Raw genomic sequence first — 20,774 nt, forward strand, 5'->3', positions numbered from 1 at the left:
AAAACCCCGGCTCGGGTCGGAACCGGGGCAGTCAAGTTGTCATTGTGGTCAAACTCCCAGGGAAAAGCAAGCCCCCTGGGAACGACCCGGATTTATCGGCTGTTTGGCGCCAGTTGGGTGCCAGTTTCGGAGAAAAAACCGACGTTATCGACATGAACCGCCGCATGCGGGGGGATACAGGCGGACGCCGCGGCCGCCGTCGCCGGCGGCTGACCCTCCAGGGCGGGCAGACCGGCCCGGTGCCGGGCCAGACGCTGGCAGAGATCCACCACCCAGCGCCGCACCCATTCCCTGTCCTCCTCGCAGAGCTGCGACAGCCGGGCGGCGATATCGCTGGCCTGATCGGTCTGCCGCGCCGGCCCGCCGGCCAGCACCGCGTCCAGCGATACGCCCAGCACCTCGGTCAGATCCAGCAGCCGGTTCAAGGGCGGCAGGGTCGCGCCGCGCTCGAACCGGGAGATGGTTTCCTGCTCCACGCCGAGGCGTTCGGCCACCTGCTCCTGGGTCAACCCTCGAAGACGCCGATGATCGGCAATCGAGCGGCCCAATCTCTTGCTGAATTCTTCGTGGTTGTTCATGTTGACACCACACCTCGTTTGGTGATCCCACGATAGAGATGGCGCGTGGGCGCCAGAGGTCTCGATAGGCGAGGCCTTCCACTTAAGTAACAAAAAGTCGTCCGGAATTCCAGTCGTCCCAGGGGGAATCGCGCAAAAAAAAACGCGGCCCTGACGGGACCGCGGCTTGCAGGACACAGCGGCGCTCAAGCGCGCCGCTTGCGGCCCAGGATGGCGTACAGAATGATGGCGCCGAAGGTGGCTGTGCCTATCCCGCCCAGCGTGAAGTCGCCCAGCTTGACGGTGAAGTCGCCCGCGCCCAGCACCAGGGTGACCGCGGCCACGATGAGGTTGCGGTTCTCGCTGAAATCGACCTGGTTGACCACCCAGATACGCGCGCCCGCGATGGCGATCAGGCCGAACACGACCACCGACATGCCGCCCAGGACCGGGCCCGGGATGGTCTGGATCAAGGCCCCGAACTTGGGCGAAAAGCCCAGCACGATGGCGATCAGCGCGGCCAGCACGAACACCAGGGTGGAATAGATGCGGGTGACGGCCATGACGCCGATATTCTCGGCATAGGTGGTCACGCCGGTGCCGCCGACCGCGCCCGACACCATGGTCGCCACGCCATCGCCCACGAAGGCGCGGCCCAGGTAGCGGTCCATGTCGCGGCCGGTCATGGCGCTCACGGCCTTGAGGTGGCCCAGGTTCTCGGCCACCAGGATGATGGCCACCGGCACGATCAGCCCCATGGCCTGCGCCTTGAAGACCGGCGCGGCGAACCGCGGCAGGCCGAACCACGGGGCCGCGGCCACGCCGGAAAAGTCCATGGGCTTGCCCAGGCCCAGGCCGTTGGCCAGCACGGCGTAGATAAGGCAAGACAGGATCAGCCCCACCAGGATCAGGAGGCGCTGGACCATGCCGCGCGTGAACACGGCAATGCCTCCCACGCACAGTATGGTGACGATGGCCATGGACGCATCGAAGCCGGAAGCGCCCATGGCCCCCTTGGCGGCGATGGGCGCCAGGTTCAGGCCGATGACGGCCACCACCGCGCCGGTGACCACCGGCGGCATCAGGGCCTCCACCCAGTTGGCGCCGGCCCCGCCGCGGGCATTGGCCGCCCAGACCAGCAGGCCGATCAGGGTATAGGCCAGGCCGCAGGCGATGATGGCGCCCAGCGCCACGCCGATATTGGGATTGGGCCCCGATCCGGCATAGCCGGTCACGGCGATCACGCCGCCGATGAAGGCGAAGCTCGATCCCAGGTAGCTGGGCACCCGCCCGCCGACGAAGAGGAAGAAGATCAGCGTGCCGACGCCCGACATCAGGATGGCGACGTTGGGATCGAAGCCCATGAGCAGCGGCGCCAGCACGGTCGAACCGAACATGGCCACCACGTGCTGCGCGCCCATGGCGATGTTCTTGGGCCAGGACAGCCGCTCATCGGGCGCGATCAGGGCGCCGGGCTGGGTATCGTCGGCCAGGCGCCAGCGCGGAAAATAGGAATTGGGCATGGGAATCGGGACAGGGTGTAGGGATCCGGGGCGAAGTGTAAGGGCACGGTCAGGCCAGGGGCAACCAGGTTTAAGTTTTCTTCTCCGACGGCCGTACTAGGAGTAACCCTCACCTTCAGCCCAAGGACGACCCGTGGCGATTTCTTCAGTCGGCGCCAGCGCCCATGCCGCCATCCTGTCGCGCGGCGCGCCCTCGGCCTCCAGCCGCAAGAGCGCAAGCGCCGTGCAGCAGACGCTGCGCGAGCTGCAGCAGCAGCTGCGCCTGGTGCTGCAACAGATGGAGCGCGTGCGCAAGAGCCCTGCCGCGGCCGACCAGAAGGCCCAGCAACTGCAGGCCCTGAACACCCAGGCGGCCGCCTTGCAGGGCCAGATCCAGAAGATCCTGCAGGAGCAGCTCAAGTCGCTGCAAGCCTGACCCGCGGCGCCTGCTGATCGGGCACATCAAAATTTCTGATTGGACGCGCGCGCCATGCGCGTCTATGGTCTGTGGCACAGAAAAACACAGAGGAGACAGACCATGAACGCCGTGCGCACCGCACTGGCGGCCGCCCTGCTGGCCGCCGCCACCCCTGCCCTTGCCGGCACCGTGACCGTGATCACGTCCTTCCCCAAGGATCTGACCCAGGTCTACAAGACCGCCTTCGAGAAAGCCCATCCCGGCATCACGCTCGAGATCCTCAACAAAAACACCGTCTCGGGCATCGCCTTCGTGCGCGAGACGCCGGCGGGCCAGCGTCCCGAAGTGTTCTGGGCCAGCGCGCCCGACGCCTTCGAGGTCCTGGCGCGCGACAAGCTGCTGGCGCAGGCGCCCGATGTGCTGAACAAGGCCGTGCCGGACAAGATCGGCAGCTACCCGATCAACGACCCTTCCGGGCGCTACATGGGGCAGGCCCTGGCCGGCTACGGCATCATGTACAACACCCGCTACATCAAGGCCAACAAGCTGCCCGCCCCGGTGGAATGGAAAGACCTGCTGGCCCCGCAATGGTTCGGCCACGTGGGCATCACCGCCCCGTCGCGCTCGGGCACCATGCACCTGACCGTCGAGACGATTCTGCAGGGCGAGGGCTGGGACCAGGGCTGGCAGACCATCCTGCGCATGTCGGGCAACAGCAGCGCGGTCACCGAGCGCTCCTTCGGCGTGCCCGATGGCGTGAACAACGGCCAATTCGGCGCCGGCCCGGTCATCGACTTCTTCGGCCTGTCGAGCAAGTATTCCAAGTTCCCGGTGGAGTTTGTCTATCCGACCGAGACGGCCATCGTGCCGGCCAATATCGCGCTGATCGAAGGGGCCAAGAACACCGATGAAGGCAAGAAGTTCATCGCCTTCACCCTGAGCCAGGCTGGCCAGGAACTGCTGCTCGAACCCAAGATCTCGCGCCTGCCGGTGCTGCCTTACGCCGCCATGAAGGGCAAGATCCCCGAAGGCTATCCCGATCCGGCCGACATCGCCCGGCGCAGCAAGGTGCACTTCGACGCCGACCTCTCGCAGACGCGCTACTACGTGGTGCAAAGCGTGTATGACCAGACCATCACCTTCCGCCTGAAGGAGCTGCAGGCCGCGACCAAGGCCATCTACGACGCCGAAGCCAAGCTGGGCAAGCGCGCCGGCGAAGGCAAGGCCGCCGAACTGCTGGCCCAGGCGCGCAAGCTGACCTGGTCGCCCGTGGTCGACGGCAAGGCCGCGTCCGACCCCGAGTTCCTCAAGGTCTTTGCCGGCAACAAGAAAGATGCGGCCGTCAACCAGAAGATCACCCAGCTCGAAGGTGAATGGAATGGCAAGGCGCGCGCCAACTACGAGCAGGCCGTGAAACTGGCCCGCGAAGCCGCCGCGCTGTAATCGCCCCGCAGGGGCATGCGCCGGCTCGGACGAGCCGGCGCCTTTTTCTTCATTGTGCAGGAACCCTCATGATGCTCACGGGTCGATCCCGCTTGCCCGCGGGGCCGCTGCTGGCCGCGTTGCTGGTGCTGGCCTTTCTGGTGCTCTTCCTGATTTTTCCGGTCGGCACGGTTTTCTATACTGCCTTCGTGAACGCGGACGGCAGCTTCACGCTCGGCCATTTCGGCGCGTTCTTCGCGCAGCCGCTGATGCAGGAGGCTTTTTTCAACAGCCTCTATGTCGCGGGCTGGTCGGCGCTGCTGGCCTCGCTGATCGCCGTACCGCTGGCCTATTTCACCGTGCGCTTCGATTTCCGCGGCGCGCTGCTCATCCAGACGCTGGGCGTGCTGCCCCTGATCATGCCGCCTTTTGTCGGCGCGGTCGCCATGCAGCTGCTGTTCGGCCGCTCCGGTTCGGTGAACCTGCTGCTGGACGATTGGTTCGGCTTCACCATCCCCTTCATGGAAGGGCTCAACGGCGTCATCTTCGTCGAGTCGCTGCATTACTTTCCCTTCATCCTGATGAATCTGGTGGTGGCGCTGCGCAATATCGACGGCTCGATGGAGGAGGCGGCCTTCAACCTGGGCTCGCGCGGCTTCCGGCTGTTTCGCCGCGTGATCTTCCCGCTCGCCCTGCCCGGCTATGTCGCCGGCGCCTCGCTGGTCTTCGTCAAGGTGTTCGACGATCTGGGCACGCCGCTGGTGCTGGGCACCACCAATATGCTGGCGCCGCAGGCCTATCTGCGCATCACCCAGGTCGGCCTGGAGGATCCGCTGGGCTATGTGATCAGCGTCATCATGATCGCCTTCTCCATCCTGGCGCTCTGGCTGTCGGCCCGCATGCTGGGCGGCAAGGATTACTCCACGCTGCAAAAGGGCGGCAGCTCGATACAGAAGCGCAAGCTGCGTCCCGCCGAATCGGTGCTGGCCTATGGCTGGATCATCCTGGTGCTGGCCCTGGTGCTCTCGCCGCATCTGGGCGTGCTGCTGCTGTCGCTGGCCAGCGTGTGGAGCTATGCCCCCTTGCCTGACGGCTATACGCTGGCGCACTATAGCGCCGTGTTCTCCGAGTCGCAGGGCATGATCGCCAACACCTTGCTGTACTGCGGGCTGGCCGCCGGCGTGGACGTCATCCTGGGCACGGCCATCGCCTACCTCATGCTGCGCACCCGGCTGCCGGCGCGCCAATGGCTGGACTTCCTGGCCTCGGCCGCGCTGGCCATTCCGGGCATCGTCCTGGCCATCGGCTATCTGCGCACCTTCCGGGGCGTGGAAGTCGGCGGCGTGCTGCTCACCTCGTCCTGGGTGCTCATCATGATCGCCTATTCGGTGCGGCGCCTGCCCTATGCGCTGCGCGCCTGCGTGGCCTCGCTGCAGCAGATCAATGTCTCGCTCGAAGAGGCCGCCGAGTCGCTGGGCGCCAGCCGGCTGCGCACCCTGCGCCGCGTCGTCGTGCCGCTGATGGCGGGCGGCATGCTGGCCGGCTTCGTCACCAGCTTCGTGACCGCCGCCGTCGAGCTGTCGGCCACCATCATGCTGGTCACGCGCGACAGCCAGGCGCCCATGAGCTACGGCATCTATCTCTATATGCAGAGCGCTGCCGGCCGCGGCCCCGGCGCCGCGCTGGGCGTGCTGGCCGTCGTGGCCGTGGGCATAGGCACTTATGTTTCTCATCTGCTGGTCGAGCGGGCGTCGGCCCGCCAGCGTCCGGCGCAGGAATGAACCATGAAGAAAATCAGCGTCGAGTGCCGCAATATCCGGCTCTCCTATGGCAAGAACGAAGTCCTGAAAGACATCAACATCCACATCGAGCCTGGCGAGTTCTTCGCCCTGCTGGGGCCCTCGGGATCGGGCAAGTCCACCCTGTTGCGCCTGATCGCCGGCTTCAACCAGCATAGCCACGGCCAGCTGCTCATCGACGGCAAGGACATCAGCGGCACCCCGCCCTGGAAGCGCAATATCGGCATGGTGTTCCAGAACTACGCGCTCTGGCCGCACATGACCGTCTGGGACAACGTGGCCTTCGGCCTGGTCGAGCGCAAGCTGCCGCGCGCGCAGATCCAGGAGCGCGTGCAGGACGCGCTGGAGCTGGTGGGGCTGTCGCAGTTCGCCAAGCGCCGCCCCAACCAGCTCTCCGGCGGCCAGCAGCAGCGCGTGGCCCTGGCCCGCACCATCGTCATCGAGCCGCAGGTGCTGCTGCTGGACGAGCCGCTGTCCAACCTGGACAAGAAGCTGCGCGTGCAGATGCGCCAGGACCTGCTGGCCCTGCAGCGCCGGCTGGGCATCACCACCATCTTCGTCACCCATGACCAAGAGGAGGCCATGACCACGGCCGACCGCATGGCCGTGCTGGAGCGCGGCGTGGTGCAGCAGATCGGCACGCCGACCACCTTGTTCGACTATCCCGTCAACCGTTTCGTGGCCGATTTCGTGGGAACCATGAATGTCCTAGAGGGCGAGGTGCGCGAACGCCGAAGCGATAGCGTGCTGCTGGCCGTCGACGGCGTGGGCGAGCTGCAGCTGCCGGTCACCGGCGAGGTGCCCGAGTCGGCCAGGCTGGCCGCCAGCTTCCGGCCGCATACCGTGCAGATCGAAATGGCCGACGGCATGGGCGATGCGCGCTATGTCTGGCTGCCCGCCGTGGTCGAGGCCAGCGAATTCCTCGGAGAATTCACGCGCTATCAGCTCTCGGTGGGCGAACAGCGCCTGACCGCCGACCAGACGCATATGGCAGGCCTGTCTGCCTTCCCCATCGGCGCGCCGGTATCGGTGGGCCTGGAACCCAGCCAGATCCGCCTGCTGGCCGCCTGAGCGCCCGGCGGTCATGGAAATCTATCAGATCCGCGCCTTTGTCACGGTGGCCCGGCTGGGCCACCTGACGCGCGCGGCCGAAGCCTTGTCCCTCACCCAGCCGGCCGTCAGCGCCCAGATCAAGGCGCTGGAGCAAAGCTTGGGCGTGGCGCTGTTCGAGCGCAGCGCCGGCCGCATGGTGCTGGCCCGCTCGGGCGAGGCGCTGCTGCCCACGGCCGAGGCGCTCTTGGTCCTGGGCGCCCAGCTCAAGTCCGAAGCGCAGCAGCTGCAAGGCGCCCTGCAAGGCGCGCTCGACCTGGGCGTGCCCAGCGAACGCCCGGACTTTCTGCGCCTGGGCGACCTGGCGTCGACCCTGATGCAAAGCCTGCCCCTGGTCGAGCTCAAGACCCATGTGCTGGCCGCCGACGCCCTGGTGGAACAGGTGCAGGGCGGACGGCTGGCCGCCGCCCTGCTCATCGTGGCCAATCCGCCGCGGGCGGTGCAGTGGCGGCCGCTGCGCAGCGTGCGCTACCGCATCGCGGTGCCCAAACCCATGCGCGACGCCCTGACCCGGGCCGGCTGGCGCGACATTGCCCAGCTGCCCTGGCTGGACGGGCCGGCCGGCAGCCATACCCATCTGCTGCTGCGCGATATGTTCGAGCGCCACGGCCTGGCGCCGCGCGTGGTCATGCAGAACGATGACCAGGCCAACCTGGACGCCATGGTGCGCGCTGGCGCCGGCTGCGCCCTGCTGCGCGAAGAGACCGCGCTGGCCGGCGCGGCGGCGGACGATTTCATCGTCTGGGGGCAGGCCCGCGCCGACGCCACGCTGGGCTTTATCCAATCGCCGGAGCGCGCTGGCGAAGCCTTGCTGGTCGCGTTAAGCTCGCTGGTGCAGAAAATCTGGAAACCCGGCGCTCCCGCCATCGCAACACATGACTGAAATCTGGTTCATCCGACACGGCGAAACCGACTGGAACCGCCAACGCCGCCTGCAGGGCTGGCAAGACATCCCGCTCAATGCCGCCGGCCTGGCGCAAGCCCGCGCCCTGGCCGACCGGCTGCGCGGCGAGACCCTGGCCTTCGACGCGCTCTATAGCAGCGATCTGCAGCGCGCCCTGGCCACGGCCGAGCCGGTCGGCCAGGCCCTGGGCCTGCGCGTGCGGCCCGAACCCGGCATCCGCGAACGCGGCTTCGGCGTGCTCGAAGGCCTGGACCTGGAGCGCATCGACGAACTGGCGCCGGCGGCCGCGGCCGCCTGGAAAAGCCGCGAACCCGGGCGCGCGCTCGATGGCGGCGAAACCCTGGGGCAGTTCCATGCCCGCGTCGTGGCCGCCGTCGAAGACATCGCGCAGCGCCATGAAGGCCAGCGCCTGCTGGCCTTCACCCATGGCGGGGCGCTGGATATCATCTGGCGCCAGGCCAGCGGCGTGCCCCTGAACGCCCCGCGCTATGCCAGCCTGCTCAATGTGAGCATCAACCGCATCGCCGTCGAAGACCGCGCCTGGCGCATCCTGGACTGGGGCGATGTCGCCCATGTGGCCGACGAGGTCGGCAACGACATCCAGCCCTGAGCGCTTCAGGCGCCGGCGCGGGGTTTGCGCGGCGCATTGCGCGCCAGACGGTCATAAAGGGCATTGGGGATCAGCCGCATCAGGCGGCTCACCACGCCCATCTGCCAGGGGATGACCCGATAGGACACACCGCGCTCGATCGCCCGCCTGGCCTGGCGGGCGAACGCTCCCGCCGGCATCAGGAAAGGCATGCCATAGGGGTTGTGCCGCGTCATGGGCGTATCGATATAGCCCGGCGCGATCGTCACCACCTTGATGCCGCTGGCGGCCAGCTCCAGGCGCAGGCTTTCGCAATAGGTGATGACGGCCGACTTGGAGGCGCTGTAGGCGCCCGCCCCGGGCAGGCCGCGGATGCCGGCCACGCTGGCGATACCGACCAGGCGCCCGCCGCCCTGCCGCTTCATGCCCTCGATAAAGGGCTCGAAAGTGGCCACGGTCGCCATCACATTGGTGTCGAAAATGGCCTTGAAGACCGCGAAATCCTCGTCCGCTTCGGTGAGCGTCCCGGCGCTGATGCCGGCGCTGGCGATGACGACGTCCACGCCGCCGCAATGCGCCAGGAAATCCCGCGCGGCGGCATGCAGTGCGGCGCGGTCGCGGACGTCGAGCGCGTAGACATGGTGTTCACCAGGCAGGCGGGCGGCCAGCGCATCCAGGGCCTGCTTGCGGCGCCCCACCAGCCCCAGGCGCGCGCCATGCCGGGCATATTGCTCGGCCAGGGCCAGGCCCAGGCCGGAACTCGCGCCGGTGATAAAAACATGCATCGCTGACTCCAGATATGACAACGCCCGCGGCAAAGCGGGCGCTGGATGTGGTTCGCCGGTTCGGCCGATCAAAGAAAGATCAGCGCGAAGATACCGAGAACAAGCAGCCACTTCAAGACATAGTAAAGCGTCTTGTTCTTTTTCTTGATGCGCTTGCCGAAACGGCGGACGGCATACACCCCGCCGAAAATCCGGTTGATGCCGCCGGTGCGGTCGCCTTCCTGGTTGGGCGAGGCGGCCGCGCGCAGCAGGATGGCGCCGAAGAAATTGTTGACCGCGCGCGCCCACCGGTACTTCATGGGGCGCTCGAGATCACAGAACAGGATGATGCGGTTCTGCTCGGTCTTGTTTTCGGCGTAATGGATAAAGGTCTCGTCGAACACCACGGCCTCGCCGTCGCGCCAGTAGTAGTCCTGGCCATCGACGTTGATATAACAGTCCGGGCTGTTGGGCGTGATCAAACCCATGTGGAAACGCAGCGAGCCGGCATAGGGATCGCGATGGCGCGGCAGGCGGCTGCCCGGGGGCAGCGCCGTGAACATGGCGGCCTTCATGCCAGGGATATTGCGGACCAGCTCCGTCGTCACCGGGCACAGGGCCCGGGCCGAGGGATGGTCGGTGTCATACCACTTGAGGTAGAAACGTTTCCAGCCGCTCTTGAAGAAAGAGTTGAAGCCGGCATCGTTGTACTTGTCGGAGGCCTTGATATGGCCCTCGCCGAACAGCTGCTCGGCCTCGGCCCGGATGTCCTCCCAGCGGTCCATCAGCGCCTTGACCTGGGGAAAATGCTTCAGGTCAAGGTAGGGCTGGTTGGGCACGCCCGAAAAGGCATACATGAAGACATTGATCGGCGCCGTGAAGGTGGAATGATCCAGGACCTGGCGCGAGAACCGGTGCCGCACACGGCCGCGGTAATGCACGACCATGGCGGTGACGATGAACAGGGCAAGAATAAACCATTTCATGCTGGATCCCCCCAGGATCCGGAGAATGGCTCCGGATCCTGTTTGGACACTGTCCCGACAGGGACTTATTGATGCAAAGAAGCGTGCAGCTCCTGCAACGGATAGACCTGGAAGCCCAGGCCTTGGCGCAGGAATTGCATGCCTTCGACCGCCGCGCGGGCGCCCGCGATGGTGGTGTAGAAGGTGATGCGGTTGGCCAGCGCCTGCGTGCGGATGGTGCGCGAGTCGGCGATGGCGTTGCGGCGCTCTTCGACGGTGTTGATCACCAGCGAGACCTCGCCGTTCTTGACCATGTCCACGATGTGCGGGCGGCCTTCGGTGACCTTGTTGACCACCTGGACCGGGATGCCCGCCGCCTCGATCTCGGCCGCCGTGCCGCGCGTGGCGACCAGCTTGAAGCCCAGGTTATGCAGACCGCGGGCCACCTCGACGGCGCGCGGCTTGTCCTGGTTCTTCACGCTGATGAACACCGTGCCCGATTCGGGCAGGCGCACGCCGGCGGCCAGCTGCGACTTCACGAAGGCTTCGCCGAAGCTGCGGCCGACGCCCATGACTTCGCCGGTGGACTTCATCTCGGGGCCCAGGATGGTGTCCACGCCCGGGAACTTCACGAAGGGGAAGACGGCTTCCTTGACGGCGAAGTAGGACGGCACGACTTCCGTGGTGACGCCCTGCTCGGCCAGTTTGCGGCCGGCCATGGCGCGCGCGGCGATCTTGGCCAGCTGCAGGCCGGTGGCCTTGGACACATAGGGCACCGTGCGCGAGGCGCGCGGGTTGACTTCGAGCACGTAGACGTCGCCGCCCTGGACGGCGAACTGCACGTTCATCAGGCCGCTGACGTTCAGGGCGCGGGCCATGGTGCTGGTCTGGCGCTTGATCTCGGCCACGATGTCGGCCGACAGCGAGTAAGGCGGCAGGCTGCAGGCCGAATCGCCCGAATGCACGCCGGCCTGCTCGATGTGTTCCATCACGCCGCCGATGAAGACCGTCTCGCCGTCGGCCAGGCAGTCCACGTCGACTTCGGTCGCGTTGTTCAGGAAGCGGTCCAGCAGCACGGGCGAGTCATTGCTCACCTTGACCGCCTCGCGCATATAGCGCTCGAGGTCTTGCTGTTCGTGGACGATTTCCATGGCGCGGCCGCCCAGCACATAACTGGGACGCACGACCAGCGGATAGCCGATCTCGGCGGCGTGCGCCAGGGCCTCGGCTTCGGTGCGGGCGGTGCGGTTGGGCGGCTGGCGCAGGCCCAGCTTGTTCAGCAGCTTCTGGAAGCGCTCGCGGTCTTCGGCCACGTCGATGGACTCGGGGCTGGTGCCGATGATGGGCACGCCATTGGCTTCCAGGGCGCGCGCCAGCTTCAGCGGCGTCTGGCCGCCATACTGCACGATCATGCCGACCGGGTTTTCCTTGTGCACGATCTCCAGCACGTCTTCGAGCGTCAGCGGCTCGAAATACAGGCGGTCGGAGGTGTCGTAGTCGGTGGAGACGGTTTCCGGATTGCAGTTGACCATGATGGTCTCGAAACCGTCTTCGCGCAGGGCCAGCGAGGCATGCACGCAGCAATAGTCGAACTCGATGCCCTGGCCGATGCGGTTGGGGCCGCCGCCCAGCACGATGATCTTCTTGCGGTCGGTGGGCTGCGCCTCGCACTCTTCCTCGTAGGTGGAGTACATATAGGCGGTGCGGGAGGCGAACTCGGCCGCGCAGGTGTCCACGCGCTTGTAGACCGGACGGACGTTGAGCTGGTGACGCAGCTTGCGGACCTCGGACTCGGAAGAATCCAGCAGGAAGGCCAGGCGGCGGTCGGAGAAACCGCGGCGCTTGAGTTCAAACAGCGTGGCGTAGTCCAGGTCGGACAGCGTCTTTTGCTCGAGCGCCAGCTCGATATCGACGATTTCCTTGATCTGGGCCAGGAACCAGGGATCGATGTGGGTGAGGCTGTGCACCTCGTCGAGCGTGAAGCCCTGGGCGAAGGCGTCGCCCACATACCAGATGCGCTCGGGGCCGGGCTCGCCCAGCTCGACCTGCAGTTTTTCGCGGTCGGTGGTTTTCTGGTTCAGGCCGTCCACGCCGACTTCCAGGCCGCGCAGGGCTTTCTGGAACGACTCCTGGAAGGTGCGACCCATGGCCATGACTTCGCCGACGGATTTCATCTGCGTGGTCAGGCGGGCATCGGCCTGCGGGAATTTTTCGAAGGCGAAACGCGGCACCTTGGTGACGACGTAGTCGATGGTCGGCTCGAAGGACGCCGGGGTGGCGCCGCCGGTGATCTCGTTGCGCAGCTCGTCCAGCGTATAGCCCACGGCCAGGCGGGCCGCGACCTTGGCGATGGGGAAACCCGTGGCCTTGGAGGCCAGCGCCGAGGAGCGCGAGACGCGCGGGTTCATTTCGATGACGATCATGCGGCCGTTCTTGGGATTGACCGCGAACTGCACGTTCGAGCCGCCCGTGTCCACGCCGATCTCGCGCAGCACCGCGATGGAGGCGTCGCGCATGATCTGGTATTCCTTGTCCGTCAGCGTCTGCGCCGGCGCGACCGTGATCGAGTCGCCGGTGTGCACGCCCATGGGATCGAGGTTCTCGATCGAGCAGACGATGATGCAGTTGTCCGCCTTGTCGCGGACCACTTCCATTTCGAATTCCTTCCAGCCCAGCAGCGACTCTTCGATCAGCAGCTCATTGGTGGGCGAGGCTTCCAGGCCGCGGCGGCAGATGGTCTCGAACTCTTCGGCGTTGTAGGCGATGCCCCCGCCGGTGCCGCCCAGCGTGAAGCTGGGGCGGATGACGACCGGGAAACCCGAGGTGCCGATTTCGGTGGCGATGCGGCGCTGGACTTCCCAGGCCTCGTCCATGCTGTGCGCCACGCCCGACTTGGCCGAGGCCAGGCCGATGTCCGTCATGGCCTGCTTGAACTTCTGGCGGTCTTCGGCCTTTTCGATCGCGTGCTCGTTGGCGCCGATCAGCTCGACGCCGTACTTGGCCAGCACGCCGTTGTGCGCCAGGTCCAGCGCGCAGTTCAGGGCGGTCTGGCCGCCCATGGTGGGCAGCAGGGCGTCGGGACGCTCGCGCTCGATGATCTTTTCGACCGCCTGCCAGGTGATGGGCTCGATGTAGGTCACATCGGCCGTTTCCGGGTCGGTCATGATGGTCGCAGGGTTGCTGTTGACCAGGATGGTGCGGTAGCCCTCGGCCTTGAGCGCCTTGCAAGCCTGCGCGCCCGAATAATCGAACTCGCAAGCCTGTCCGATGATGATCGGGCCGGCGCCAATGATGAGGATGCTTTTTATGTCTGTACGCTTGGGCATGGTGGAATCTTTATTTCTGGCCGGCCATCAGGCTGATGAACTTGTCGAACAGCACGATGATGTCGTGCGGGCCCGGGCTGGCTTCGGGGTGGCCCTGGAAGCAAAAAGCCGGGCGGTCGGTCAGCTCGAAGCCTTGCAGCGTGCCGTCGAACAGCGACACGTGCGTGACGCGGGCATTGGCCGGCAGGCTGGCGGCGTCGACCGCGAAGCCGTGGTTCTGGCTGGTGATGAAGACGCGCTTGGATTGCAGGTCCTGCACCGGATGGTTGGCGCCATGGTGGCCGGTCTTCATCTTGACGGTCTTGCCGCCGACGGCCAGGCCCATGATCTGGTGGCCCAGGCAGATGCCGAACACCGGCAGCTTGCGCTCCAGGAAGGTGCGCGTGGCGGCGATGGCGTAGTCGCAGGGCTCGGGATCCCCCGGGCCGTTGGCCAGGAAGACGCCGTCCGGATTGAGCTTGAGGACGTCTTCGGCGGGCGTCTGCGCCGGCACCAGCGTGATGCGGCAGCCGCGGTCGGCGATCAGGCGCAGGATGTTGTGCTTGACGCCGAAGTCATAGGCCACGACGTGGAAGCGGTCTTGCGCCGGCTGGGTGTAGCCCTCGCCCAGTTGCCAGGTGCCCTGGGTCCAGGAGGTGGTTTCTTTCTGGGAGACGACCTTGGCCAGGTCCTGCCCGGACATGCCGGGGAAGGAGCGCGCCAGCTCGACGGCGCGTTCGGCATCCTCGCCCACGAGGATGCAGCTGCCTTGCGCGCCCTTTTCGCGCAGGATGCGGGTCAGCTTGCGGGTATCGACACCCGCGATGGCGACCACGCCTTGCGCCGTCAGGTAATCGGGCAGGGATTGGGTGGCACGGAAATTGGACACTCGCGCGGGACAGTCGCGCACCACAAGACCAGAGGCGTAGACACGATTGGCCTCGACGTCTTCAGCATTGACGCCGGTATTGCCAATATGAGGATAGGTCAGGGTCACGGTCTGACCACTGTAGCTCGGGTCGGTGAGGATTTCCTGGTAGCCCGTCATGGCGGTGTTGAACACCAGCTCGGCTACCGTATGACCCGGAGCGCCTATCGATACGCCCCGAAAAATGGTACCGTCCGCCAAAGCCAGAATTGCAGGAGGGAAGCGGTTGATCCCCTCGGGAAAAAGTTGCGGCAGCACAGTAAACCCCGGTTTCAGAATCGATAATCAAACTTTCAGATTATACCTCGAACGGCTGATTTCCGGCTCTTTTCGGTGAAAAACCGCGCCAATCATGGCGAAAACCATCGTTCCGGCCTTGCTGCCCCGGGCGCCCGCCCGACATCAGGCCCCCTTTTCCTGCAACGGACACCCGGCAAGCGGCGGATGCTACCCTAGGGGCAAGATCAACCCCTGACCCGCGATGTCCATGTCCTCTCAGCTTGAAGCCCTGCGCCGCCACACCATTGTTGTCGCCGACACCGGCGACTTCGAGACCATGCGCGCGCTGCGCCCGACCGACGCCACCACAAATCCGTCCCTGATTCTAAAGGCGGTGCAGAAAGACGCCTACCGCCCCTTGCTCGACCGCACGGCCCGCGAGCATCGCGGCGCCGCGCCCAGCGAGATCACCGACCGCCTGCTGGTGGCTTTCGGCCGCCAGATCCTGGAGATCGTGCCCGGCCGCGTCTCCACCGAGGTCGACGCCCGCCTGTCCTTCGACACCCGCGCCACCGTGGAGCGGGCGCGCGGCATCATCGCCCTGTACGAAGCGGCCGGCGTGCCGCGCGAGCGCGTGCTGATCAAGATCGCCTCGACCTGGGAAGGCATACAGGCGGCCCGCCTGCTGCAGGAAGAAGGCATCCACTGCAATCTGACCTTGCTTTTTTCGCTGGTGCAGGCCGCGGCCTGCGCCGAGGCCGGCGTGCAGCTGATCTCGCCCTTTGTCGGCCGCATCTATGACTGGCACAAGAAAGCGGCCGGCGCCCAGTGGGACGAGGCGGCGCAATCCGGCGCCAACGACCCGGGCGTGCAATCCGTGGCCCGGATTTTCGATTACTACAAGGCCTACGGCATCACCACGGAAGTCATGGGCGCGAGCTTTCGCAATGTCGGCCAGATCCTGGCGCTGGCCGGCTGCGACCTGCTGACCATCAGCCCGGAGCTGCTGGCCCAGCTCGACGCCACCGAGGGGGATGTGCCGGCGCGGCTGGTCTTGCCCGCCGAAGACCGCCCCGCGCCCGAACGGGTGCCGGGCGGCGAGATCGCCTTCCGCACCCTGCTCAACGAGGACGCCATGGCGAGCGAGAAGCTGTCGGAAGGGATACGGCTGTTCGTGGCCGACGCGCGCAAGCTGGATGTGTTGATCAGCCAGGCTGCCGCCTGACGGCGGCGTCCGGGGCCCGCGGCCCCGGACCGCGGCCGCTTAGAGCTTTTCGGTCTCGCCCGAGCGCGGCTGCCATTTCATGAGGCGTTTTTCGCCCAGGCCCACCAGGTAATCGAGCACCAGGGCGAAGGCCGTCAGCACGACGATGCCGGCGAACACCGTGTTGACGTCGAACGTGCCCTCGGCTTGCAGGATGAGATAACCCACGCCGCTGGCCGACCCCAGGTATTCGCCCACCACCGCGCCCACGAAGGCCAGGCCCACCGAGGTGTGCAGGCTGGAGAAGACCCAGCTGGTGGCCGAGGGCAGATAGACATGGCGCAGCAGCTGGCGGCGCCGCGCGCCCAGCATGCGGGCATTGTCCAGCAAGGTCGGGCTGACCTCGCGCACGCCCTGGTAGACGTTGAAGAACACGATGAAGAACACCAGCGTCACGGCCAGCGCCACCTTGGACCAGATGCCCAGGCCGAACCACATGCCGAAGATGGGCGCCAGGATGACGCGCGGCATGGAGTTGGCCGCCTTGATATAAGGATCGAGGATGGCGCTGGCCGCGGGCGACAAGCCCAGCCACAGGCCGCAGCCCAGGCCGGCGACGGTGCCGATCACGAAAGCCAGCACGGTCTCGGACAGCGTGACCCAGAGATGCTTGTAGATATCGCCGTCCGTCACGAACCAGGACCAGATGCGTTCGGCGACCTTAAGGGGTTCGCCGAAAAAGAAGGCCGCCTTGCTGTCGCGCGAGGCCAGATGCCAGACGAGCAGGATAATGACCAGCAGCAGCAACTGCCAGAAACGCAGGCTGGCCGAACCGGGTTTGATCAACTTGGACATGGTTTTCAGGCCCGCTTCTGCTGGGCATAGCCTTTCAGGACTTCTTCGCGCAACACGCCCCAGATGGCCGCGTGCAGTTCCACGAAGCGGGGATGCATGCGCACTTCGGCCACGTCGCGCGGACGGGGCAGGTCGATGACGAACTCGCCGATGGGGTGCGTGCCCGGCCCGGCCGACAGCACCACCACGCGGTCGCTCATGGCGATGGCCTCGTCCAGATCGTGCGTGATGAACAGCACCGCCTTGCGCCGCGCCATCCAGAGATCCAGCACCTCGTTTTCCATGAGCTGCCGGGTCTGGATGTCCAGGGCGGAGAAAGGCTCGTCCATCAGGATGATGTCCGGATCGCGGATCAGGGTCTGGGCCAGCATGACGCGCTTGCGCATGCCGCCGGACATCTGGTGCGGATAACGGTGTTCGAATCCTCCCAGGCCGACGCGGCGCAGCCACTCGCGCGCCTGGGCTTCGGCCTGGCCGCGCGGCATGCCGGCGAACTCCAGGCCGGCCATGACGTTGTCCAGCGCATTGCGCCAGGGCAGGAGCGCCTCGCCCTGGAACATATAGCCGGCGCGGGCATTGATGCCGGCCAGGGGCTGCCCGAATACCTTCACCTGCCCCGACGAGGGCGCGAGCAAGCCCGCGCCGACGTTGAGCAGGGTGGACTTGCCGCAGCCCGTGGGGCCGACCACGGAGACGAATTCGCCAGGGGCGACCGCCAGCGTGGTATCGGCCACCGCGGTATAGCGCTGCTTGCGGTCATCGCGCGAGACGAAGGTGCAAGTGATGCTTTCAAGCGAGAGTGCAGCTTCAGCCATTGGGATACTTCTCGTTGGCCCGGCGGGTGAAGTCGTTGGTCCAGACCTTGGCGGTGTCGATCTTGGCCAGGTCGATTTCGCCGGCGTAGGCGGCCAGCGCCTTGGCCGCGGTGGCCGCGCCATCCTCGGGGATGACGCCGTCGGGCGACAGGCCTTCCAGGCTGGCCGCGATGGCCGCCTTGTAGACCGCCGGATCGCCCAGCAGATAGCTGGCCGGCACGGCCTTGGCGATTTCTTCGGCGCCGGCCTTCTGTATCCACTTGTCGGCGCGCACGATGGCGTTGGTCAAGGCCTGCACCGTGTTCGGGTTGGCGTCGATGAAGGCCTGCGGCGCGTAGAGGCTGCCGGCCGGCATATTGCCGCCGAAGATTTCCTGGGTGTCCTTCAGGGTGCGGGTGTCGACGATGATCTGCATATCGCCGCCCGACGTGAGCATGGACACCACCGGATCGGTATTGGACATGGCGTCGATCTGGCCGCTGCGCAGGGCCGTCACGGCGCCGGCGCCGGCGCCCACGCCGATGAAGGACACATCGCTGGCCTTCAGGCCATGCTTGGCCAGGAAGAAGCTCACGACCATATTGGTCGAGGAGCCCGGCGCGGTCACGCCGATCTTCTTGCCCTTGAGGTCGGCCGCGCTCTTGTAGTTGGGCAGGGCTTTTTTGGACACCCCCACGCCTATCATGGGCGCGCGCCCCTGCAGCACGAAGGCGCGATAAGCCTGGCCCTTGGCCTGCATGGCGATGGTGTGCTCGAAGGCGCCGGAGACCACGTCGGCGCTGCCGCCCACCACGGCCTGCAGGGCCTTGGAGCCGCCCGCGAAGTCGGCGATGCTGACATCCAGGCCTTCATCCTTGAAGTAGCCCTTGATTTCGGCGATGGTCAGCGGGAGGTAGTAGATCAGGGGCTTGCCGCCCACGGCGATCTGGACTTTGGTTTTTTCGAGTTTCTGCGCACGAACGATGGCCGGAGCCATGCTCATCGCGCCGGCCGCGCCGGCGAGCTTGAGCAGATCACGACGAGTGACTGACATCGGTTGTCTCCTGTGTGCCGCCCGCAAGCGGCGAAAGGACGGGCAGCCAGCATGGCTGCCTACTACGGGGCCGGTCCGCTTCCCAGCGCCTCAGGTGCTGATTGCGCCGGTCTGCGCCAGCTGTTCAATCGCCGCTGCATCATAACCCAGCGACTTCAGGACAGCCTCGGTATGTTCCCCTAAACGCGGGCCCAGCCAGCGCGTGCCGCCCGGCGTGGCCGACAATTTGGGCACCACGGCCGGCAGCTTGACGGGACTGCCATCGGGGAAATGATGCTGCTCTATCATGCCGCGCGCCAGGAACTGCGGATCGGCGAACATATCGGCCACGCTATAGATCTTGCCCACCGGCACATCGGCCTGGCGCAGCGCGTCCAAGGCGCTTTCGATGGTCTGCCCGTCGCACCAGGCCTGGATGGCGCCGTCGATCTCGGCCGCGCGGCGCGCCCGGCCGTCATTGCGCGCCAGGTCCGGATCATGGGCCAGGTCTTCGCGGCCCATGGCCAGCATGAGGCGATGGAAGATGGCGTCGCCATTGCCGGCGATGACGATGTTCTGCCCGTCGGAGGTGGTGTAGGTATTGGACGGCACGATGCCCGGCAGGGCCCCGCCGGTGCGCTCGCGCACCACGCCAGCCACGTCGAACTCCGGCACCAGGCTTTCCATCACATTGAACACCGATTCGTACAGGGCCACGTCCACCATCTGGCCCTGCCCGGCCTGGCAGTCCGCGCCCGTCTTGCCGTTCCAGCGTCCTCCGGTGGCGTCGCGGTGCCGCAGCGCCATCAGCGCGCCGATCACGGCATGCAGGGCCGCCAGCGAATCGCCGATGGATATCCCCACGCGCACGGGCGGGCGGTCCGGATGCCCCGACACATAGCGCAGGCCGCCCATGGATTCGCCGATCGCGCCGAAGCCGGGCTGATCGCGCATGGGGCCGCTCTGCCCGTAACCCGACAGGCGGACCATGATGGTGGCGGGATTGATGGCGCGCAGATCCTCGTAGCCCAAGCCCCATTTTTCGAGCACGCCGGGCCGGTAGTTCTCGATGATGACATCGGCCTGCAGCGCAAGCTGGCGCGCGATCTCGCGGCCGCGCGCATCCTTGAGGTTCAGGCCGATGGACTGCTTGTTGCGCGCCTGCACCGTCCACCAGAGGGAATTGCCCTCATGCAGATGGCGCCAGCTGCGTATGGGGTCGCCGCCGCCCTTCCCGTCCGGGCCAGGCGGCGTCTCGACCTTGATGACGTCGGCGCCGAACTCGCCGAACATGCGCGCGGCGAAAGGGCCGGCAATGAGCGTGCCCAATTCGAGCACCTTCAGGCCTTGCAAGGCTGACATTTGTCTCTTCCCCCCGGCTGTTCATGGTTGTGGCCACGGCCGCCCAGCGGGTCGGCGGTCATGGTCGGGCAAAGACAGACCCAGGGCCCGGGCCCTAGGTCGAGCGGCGTTCCATCAGCGCCCAGGCGATGGTGCCGGCGTCCACGTATTCAAGTTCGCTGCCGGCCGGAACCCCGCGCGCCAGCCGCGTGACCCGCAGGCCGCGCTCGGCCAGGGCCTCGCCCAGGAAATGCGCGGTGGTCTCGCCTTCGGCCGTGAAGTTGGTCGCCAGGATGACCTCCTGGACCACGCCGTCACAGGCGCGGTCCAGCACGCGCTGGAAGTCCAGTTCGCGCGGGCCCACCCCCTCCAGCGGCGCCAGGCGTCCCATCAGCACATAGTAGAGGCCGCGATAGCCGTGGCTGGATTCGATGACGTTCTGGTCGGCTGGGGTTTCGACGATGCACAGCTGCGTGGCATCCCGCTTGGGATTGGCGCAGATGACGCAGATGTCCTCTTCGGTGAAGCTATTGCAGCGCGCGCAGTGGCGCAGATTCTGCACCGCGCCGGCCAATGCGCGGCCAAGCAGGTCCGCCCCCTGCAGATCGTGCTGCAGGAGGTGGTAGGCCATGCGCCGGGCCGAGCGCGCGCCCACGCCGGGCAGGCGGCGCAGCGCCTCGATCAGGGCGACCAGGGGTTCGGGTTCGGGAAGCGGGTTGTCCATCAGGACGGGCGGTCTCAGAACGGCAGTTTCATGCCCGGGGGCAGCGGCAGACCGGCGGTCAGGGCGGACATTTTTTCCTGGGAGGTCGCCTCGGCCTTGCGCAGCGCGTCATTGAACGCGGCGGCCACGAGGTCTTCGAGCATGTCTTTGTCGTCGGCCAGCAGGCTGGGGTCGATGGCCACGCGCTTGACGTCGTTGCGGCAGGACATGGTCACCTTGACCAGGCCGCCGCCGGCGGCGCCCTCGACCAGGATGTCGGCCAGGGCTTCCTGGGCCTTTTTCATGTTTTCCTGCATTTGCTGGGCTTGGCGCATCAGGCCGGCCAGTTGTCCTTTCATCAT

19 protein-coding genes are annotated in these 20,774 nt (G+C 66.4%); 7 read left to right on the forward strand and 12 right to left on the reverse strand.

Annotated features, from left to right (window positions below; all coding sequences use genetic code 11):
• Positions 1 to 92: 92 nt before the first annotated feature.
• Both L540_RS16185 and L540_RS16190 read right to left on the reverse strand, forming a co-directional pair.
• Positions 93 to 578 carry a helix-turn-helix domain-containing protein gene (locus tag L540_RS16185; RefSeq protein ID WP_082149667.1) on the reverse strand — a complete coding sequence of 162 codons (486 nt, stop codon included), beginning with the start codon at positions 576 to 578 and terminating at the stop codon, positions 93 to 95.
• 185 nt (positions 579 to 763) lie between these two features.
• Positions 764 to 2,080 carry a solute carrier family 23 protein gene (locus L540_RS16190; protein ID WP_043210947.1) on the reverse strand — a complete coding sequence of 439 codons (1,317 nt, stop codon included), beginning with the start codon at positions 2,078 to 2,080 and terminating at the stop codon, positions 764 to 766.
• A 133-nt stretch (positions 2,081 to 2,213) separates the two neighbouring features.
• Here L540_RS16190 and L540_RS16195 point away from each other — a divergent pair, with 133 nt between their 5' ends.
• The 6 genes from L540_RS16195 (at position 2,214) to L540_RS16220 (ending at position 8,322) form a co-directional block, all read left to right on the forward strand.
• Entirely contained in the window at positions 2,214 to 2,495 is a 282-nt protein-coding gene (locus L540_RS16195) for a hypothetical protein (protein WP_043210946.1), read from the forward strand.
• A 102-nt stretch (positions 2,496 to 2,597) separates the two neighbouring features.
• Positions 2,598 to 3,920, forward strand: coding sequence for an ABC transporter substrate-binding protein (locus tag L540_RS16200; RefSeq protein ID WP_043210944.1), 1,323 nt, complete (start codon positions 2,598 to 2,600; stop codon positions 3,918 to 3,920).
• A 68-nt stretch (positions 3,921 to 3,988) separates the two neighbouring features.
• Entirely contained in the window at positions 3,989 to 5,680 is a 1,692-nt protein-coding gene (locus L540_RS16205; protein WP_043210942.1) for an ABC transporter permease, read from the forward strand.
• Positions 5,681 to 5,683: 3 nt separating this feature from the next.
• On the forward strand, positions 5,684 to 6,769 hold the full coding sequence (locus tag L540_RS16210; protein WP_043210940.1) for an ABC transporter ATP-binding protein: 1,086 nt from the start codon (positions 5,684 to 5,686) through the stop codon (positions 6,767 to 6,769).
• 13 nt (positions 6,770 to 6,782) lie between these two features.
• Positions 6,783 to 7,691, forward strand: a complete 909-nt coding sequence (locus L540_RS16215) for a LysR family transcriptional regulator (protein ID WP_043210938.1) — start codon at positions 6,783 to 6,785, stop codon at positions 7,689 to 7,691.
• Complete coding sequence (locus L540_RS16220) at positions 7,684 to 8,322, forward strand: histidine phosphatase family protein (RefSeq protein WP_043210936.1); 639 nt, start codon at positions 7,684 to 7,686, stop codon at positions 8,320 to 8,322. The genes L540_RS16215 and L540_RS16220 overlap by 8 nt, the downstream gene beginning before the upstream one ends.
• A gap of 5 nt (positions 8,323 to 8,327) precedes the next feature.
• Here L540_RS16220 and L540_RS16225 read toward each other — a convergent pair whose 3' ends face one another.
• From L540_RS16225 to carA, 4 genes are all read right to left on the reverse strand, one after another.
• A complete protein-coding gene (locus tag L540_RS16225) occupies positions 8,328 to 9,086 on the reverse strand; it encodes an SDR family oxidoreductase (RefSeq protein WP_043210933.1) in 759 nt (252 codons plus the stop codon).
• 68 nt (positions 9,087 to 9,154) lie between these two features.
• Entirely contained in the window at positions 9,155 to 10,051 is an 897-nt protein-coding gene (gene lpxO, locus L540_RS16230) for a lipid A hydroxylase LpxO (protein WP_043210930.1), read from the reverse strand.
• Positions 10,052 to 10,116: 65 nt separating this feature from the next.
• On the reverse strand, positions 10,117 to 13,356 hold the full coding sequence (carB, locus tag L540_RS16235; RefSeq protein WP_043210929.1) for a carbamoyl-phosphate synthase large subunit: 3,240 nt from the start codon (positions 13,354 to 13,356) through the stop codon (positions 10,117 to 10,119).
• A 10-nt stretch (positions 13,357 to 13,366) separates the two neighbouring features.
• The gene (gene carA, locus L540_RS16240; RefSeq protein ID WP_043210927.1) at positions 13,367 to 14,521 is read right to left on the reverse strand and encodes a glutamine-hydrolyzing carbamoyl-phosphate synthase small subunit; all 1,155 of its coding nucleotides are present in this window, start codon (positions 14,519 to 14,521) and stop codon (positions 13,367 to 13,369) included.
• A 229-nt stretch (positions 14,522 to 14,750) separates the two neighbouring features.
• Here carA and tal point away from each other — a divergent pair, with 229 nt between their 5' ends.
• Positions 14,751 to 15,707 carry a transaldolase gene (gene tal, locus L540_RS16245; RefSeq protein WP_043211187.1) on the forward strand — a complete coding sequence of 319 codons (957 nt, stop codon included), beginning with the start codon at positions 14,751 to 14,753 and terminating at the stop codon, positions 15,705 to 15,707.
• A 39-nt stretch (positions 15,708 to 15,746) separates the two neighbouring features.
• Here tal and L540_RS16250 read toward each other — a convergent pair whose 3' ends face one another.
• The 6 genes from L540_RS16250 to L540_RS16275 form a co-directional block, all read right to left on the reverse strand.
• Complete coding sequence (locus L540_RS16250; RefSeq protein WP_043210924.1) at positions 15,747 to 16,541, reverse strand: ABC transporter permease; 795 nt, start codon at positions 16,539 to 16,541, stop codon at positions 15,747 to 15,749.
• 5 nt (positions 16,542 to 16,546) lie between these two features.
• Positions 16,547 to 17,356, reverse strand: a complete 810-nt coding sequence (locus L540_RS16255; RefSeq protein ID WP_043210922.1) for an ABC transporter ATP-binding protein — start codon at positions 17,354 to 17,356, stop codon at positions 16,547 to 16,549.
• Complete coding sequence (locus tag L540_RS16260; RefSeq protein ID WP_043210919.1) at positions 17,349 to 18,389, reverse strand: ABC transporter substrate-binding protein; 1,041 nt, start codon at positions 18,387 to 18,389, stop codon at positions 17,349 to 17,351. The genes L540_RS16255 and L540_RS16260 overlap by 8 nt, the downstream gene beginning before the upstream one ends.
• 90 nt (positions 18,390 to 18,479) lie before the next feature.
• On the reverse strand, positions 18,480 to 19,730 hold the full coding sequence (locus L540_RS16265) for a CaiB/BaiF CoA transferase family protein (RefSeq protein WP_043210916.1): 1,251 nt from the start codon (positions 19,728 to 19,730) through the stop codon (positions 18,480 to 18,482).
• Between the two features lie 94 nt (positions 19,731 to 19,824).
• Positions 19,825 to 20,433: a recombination mediator RecR gene (recR, locus tag L540_RS16270; protein ID WP_043210914.1), complete on the reverse strand. Its 609-nt coding sequence runs from the start codon at positions 20,431 to 20,433 to the stop codon at positions 19,825 to 19,827.
• Positions 20,434 to 20,447: 14 nt separating this feature from the next.
• On the reverse strand, positions 20,448 to 20,774 hold the full coding sequence (locus L540_RS16275; RefSeq protein WP_029577483.1) for a YbaB/EbfC family nucleoid-associated protein: 327 nt from the start codon (positions 20,772 to 20,774) through the stop codon (positions 20,448 to 20,450).

Origin of the sequence: Bordetella pseudohinzii (assembly GCF_000657795.2) — a bacterium.
GTDB lineage: Bacteria > Pseudomonadota > Gammaproteobacteria > Burkholderiales > Burkholderiaceae_B > Bordetella > Bordetella pseudohinzii.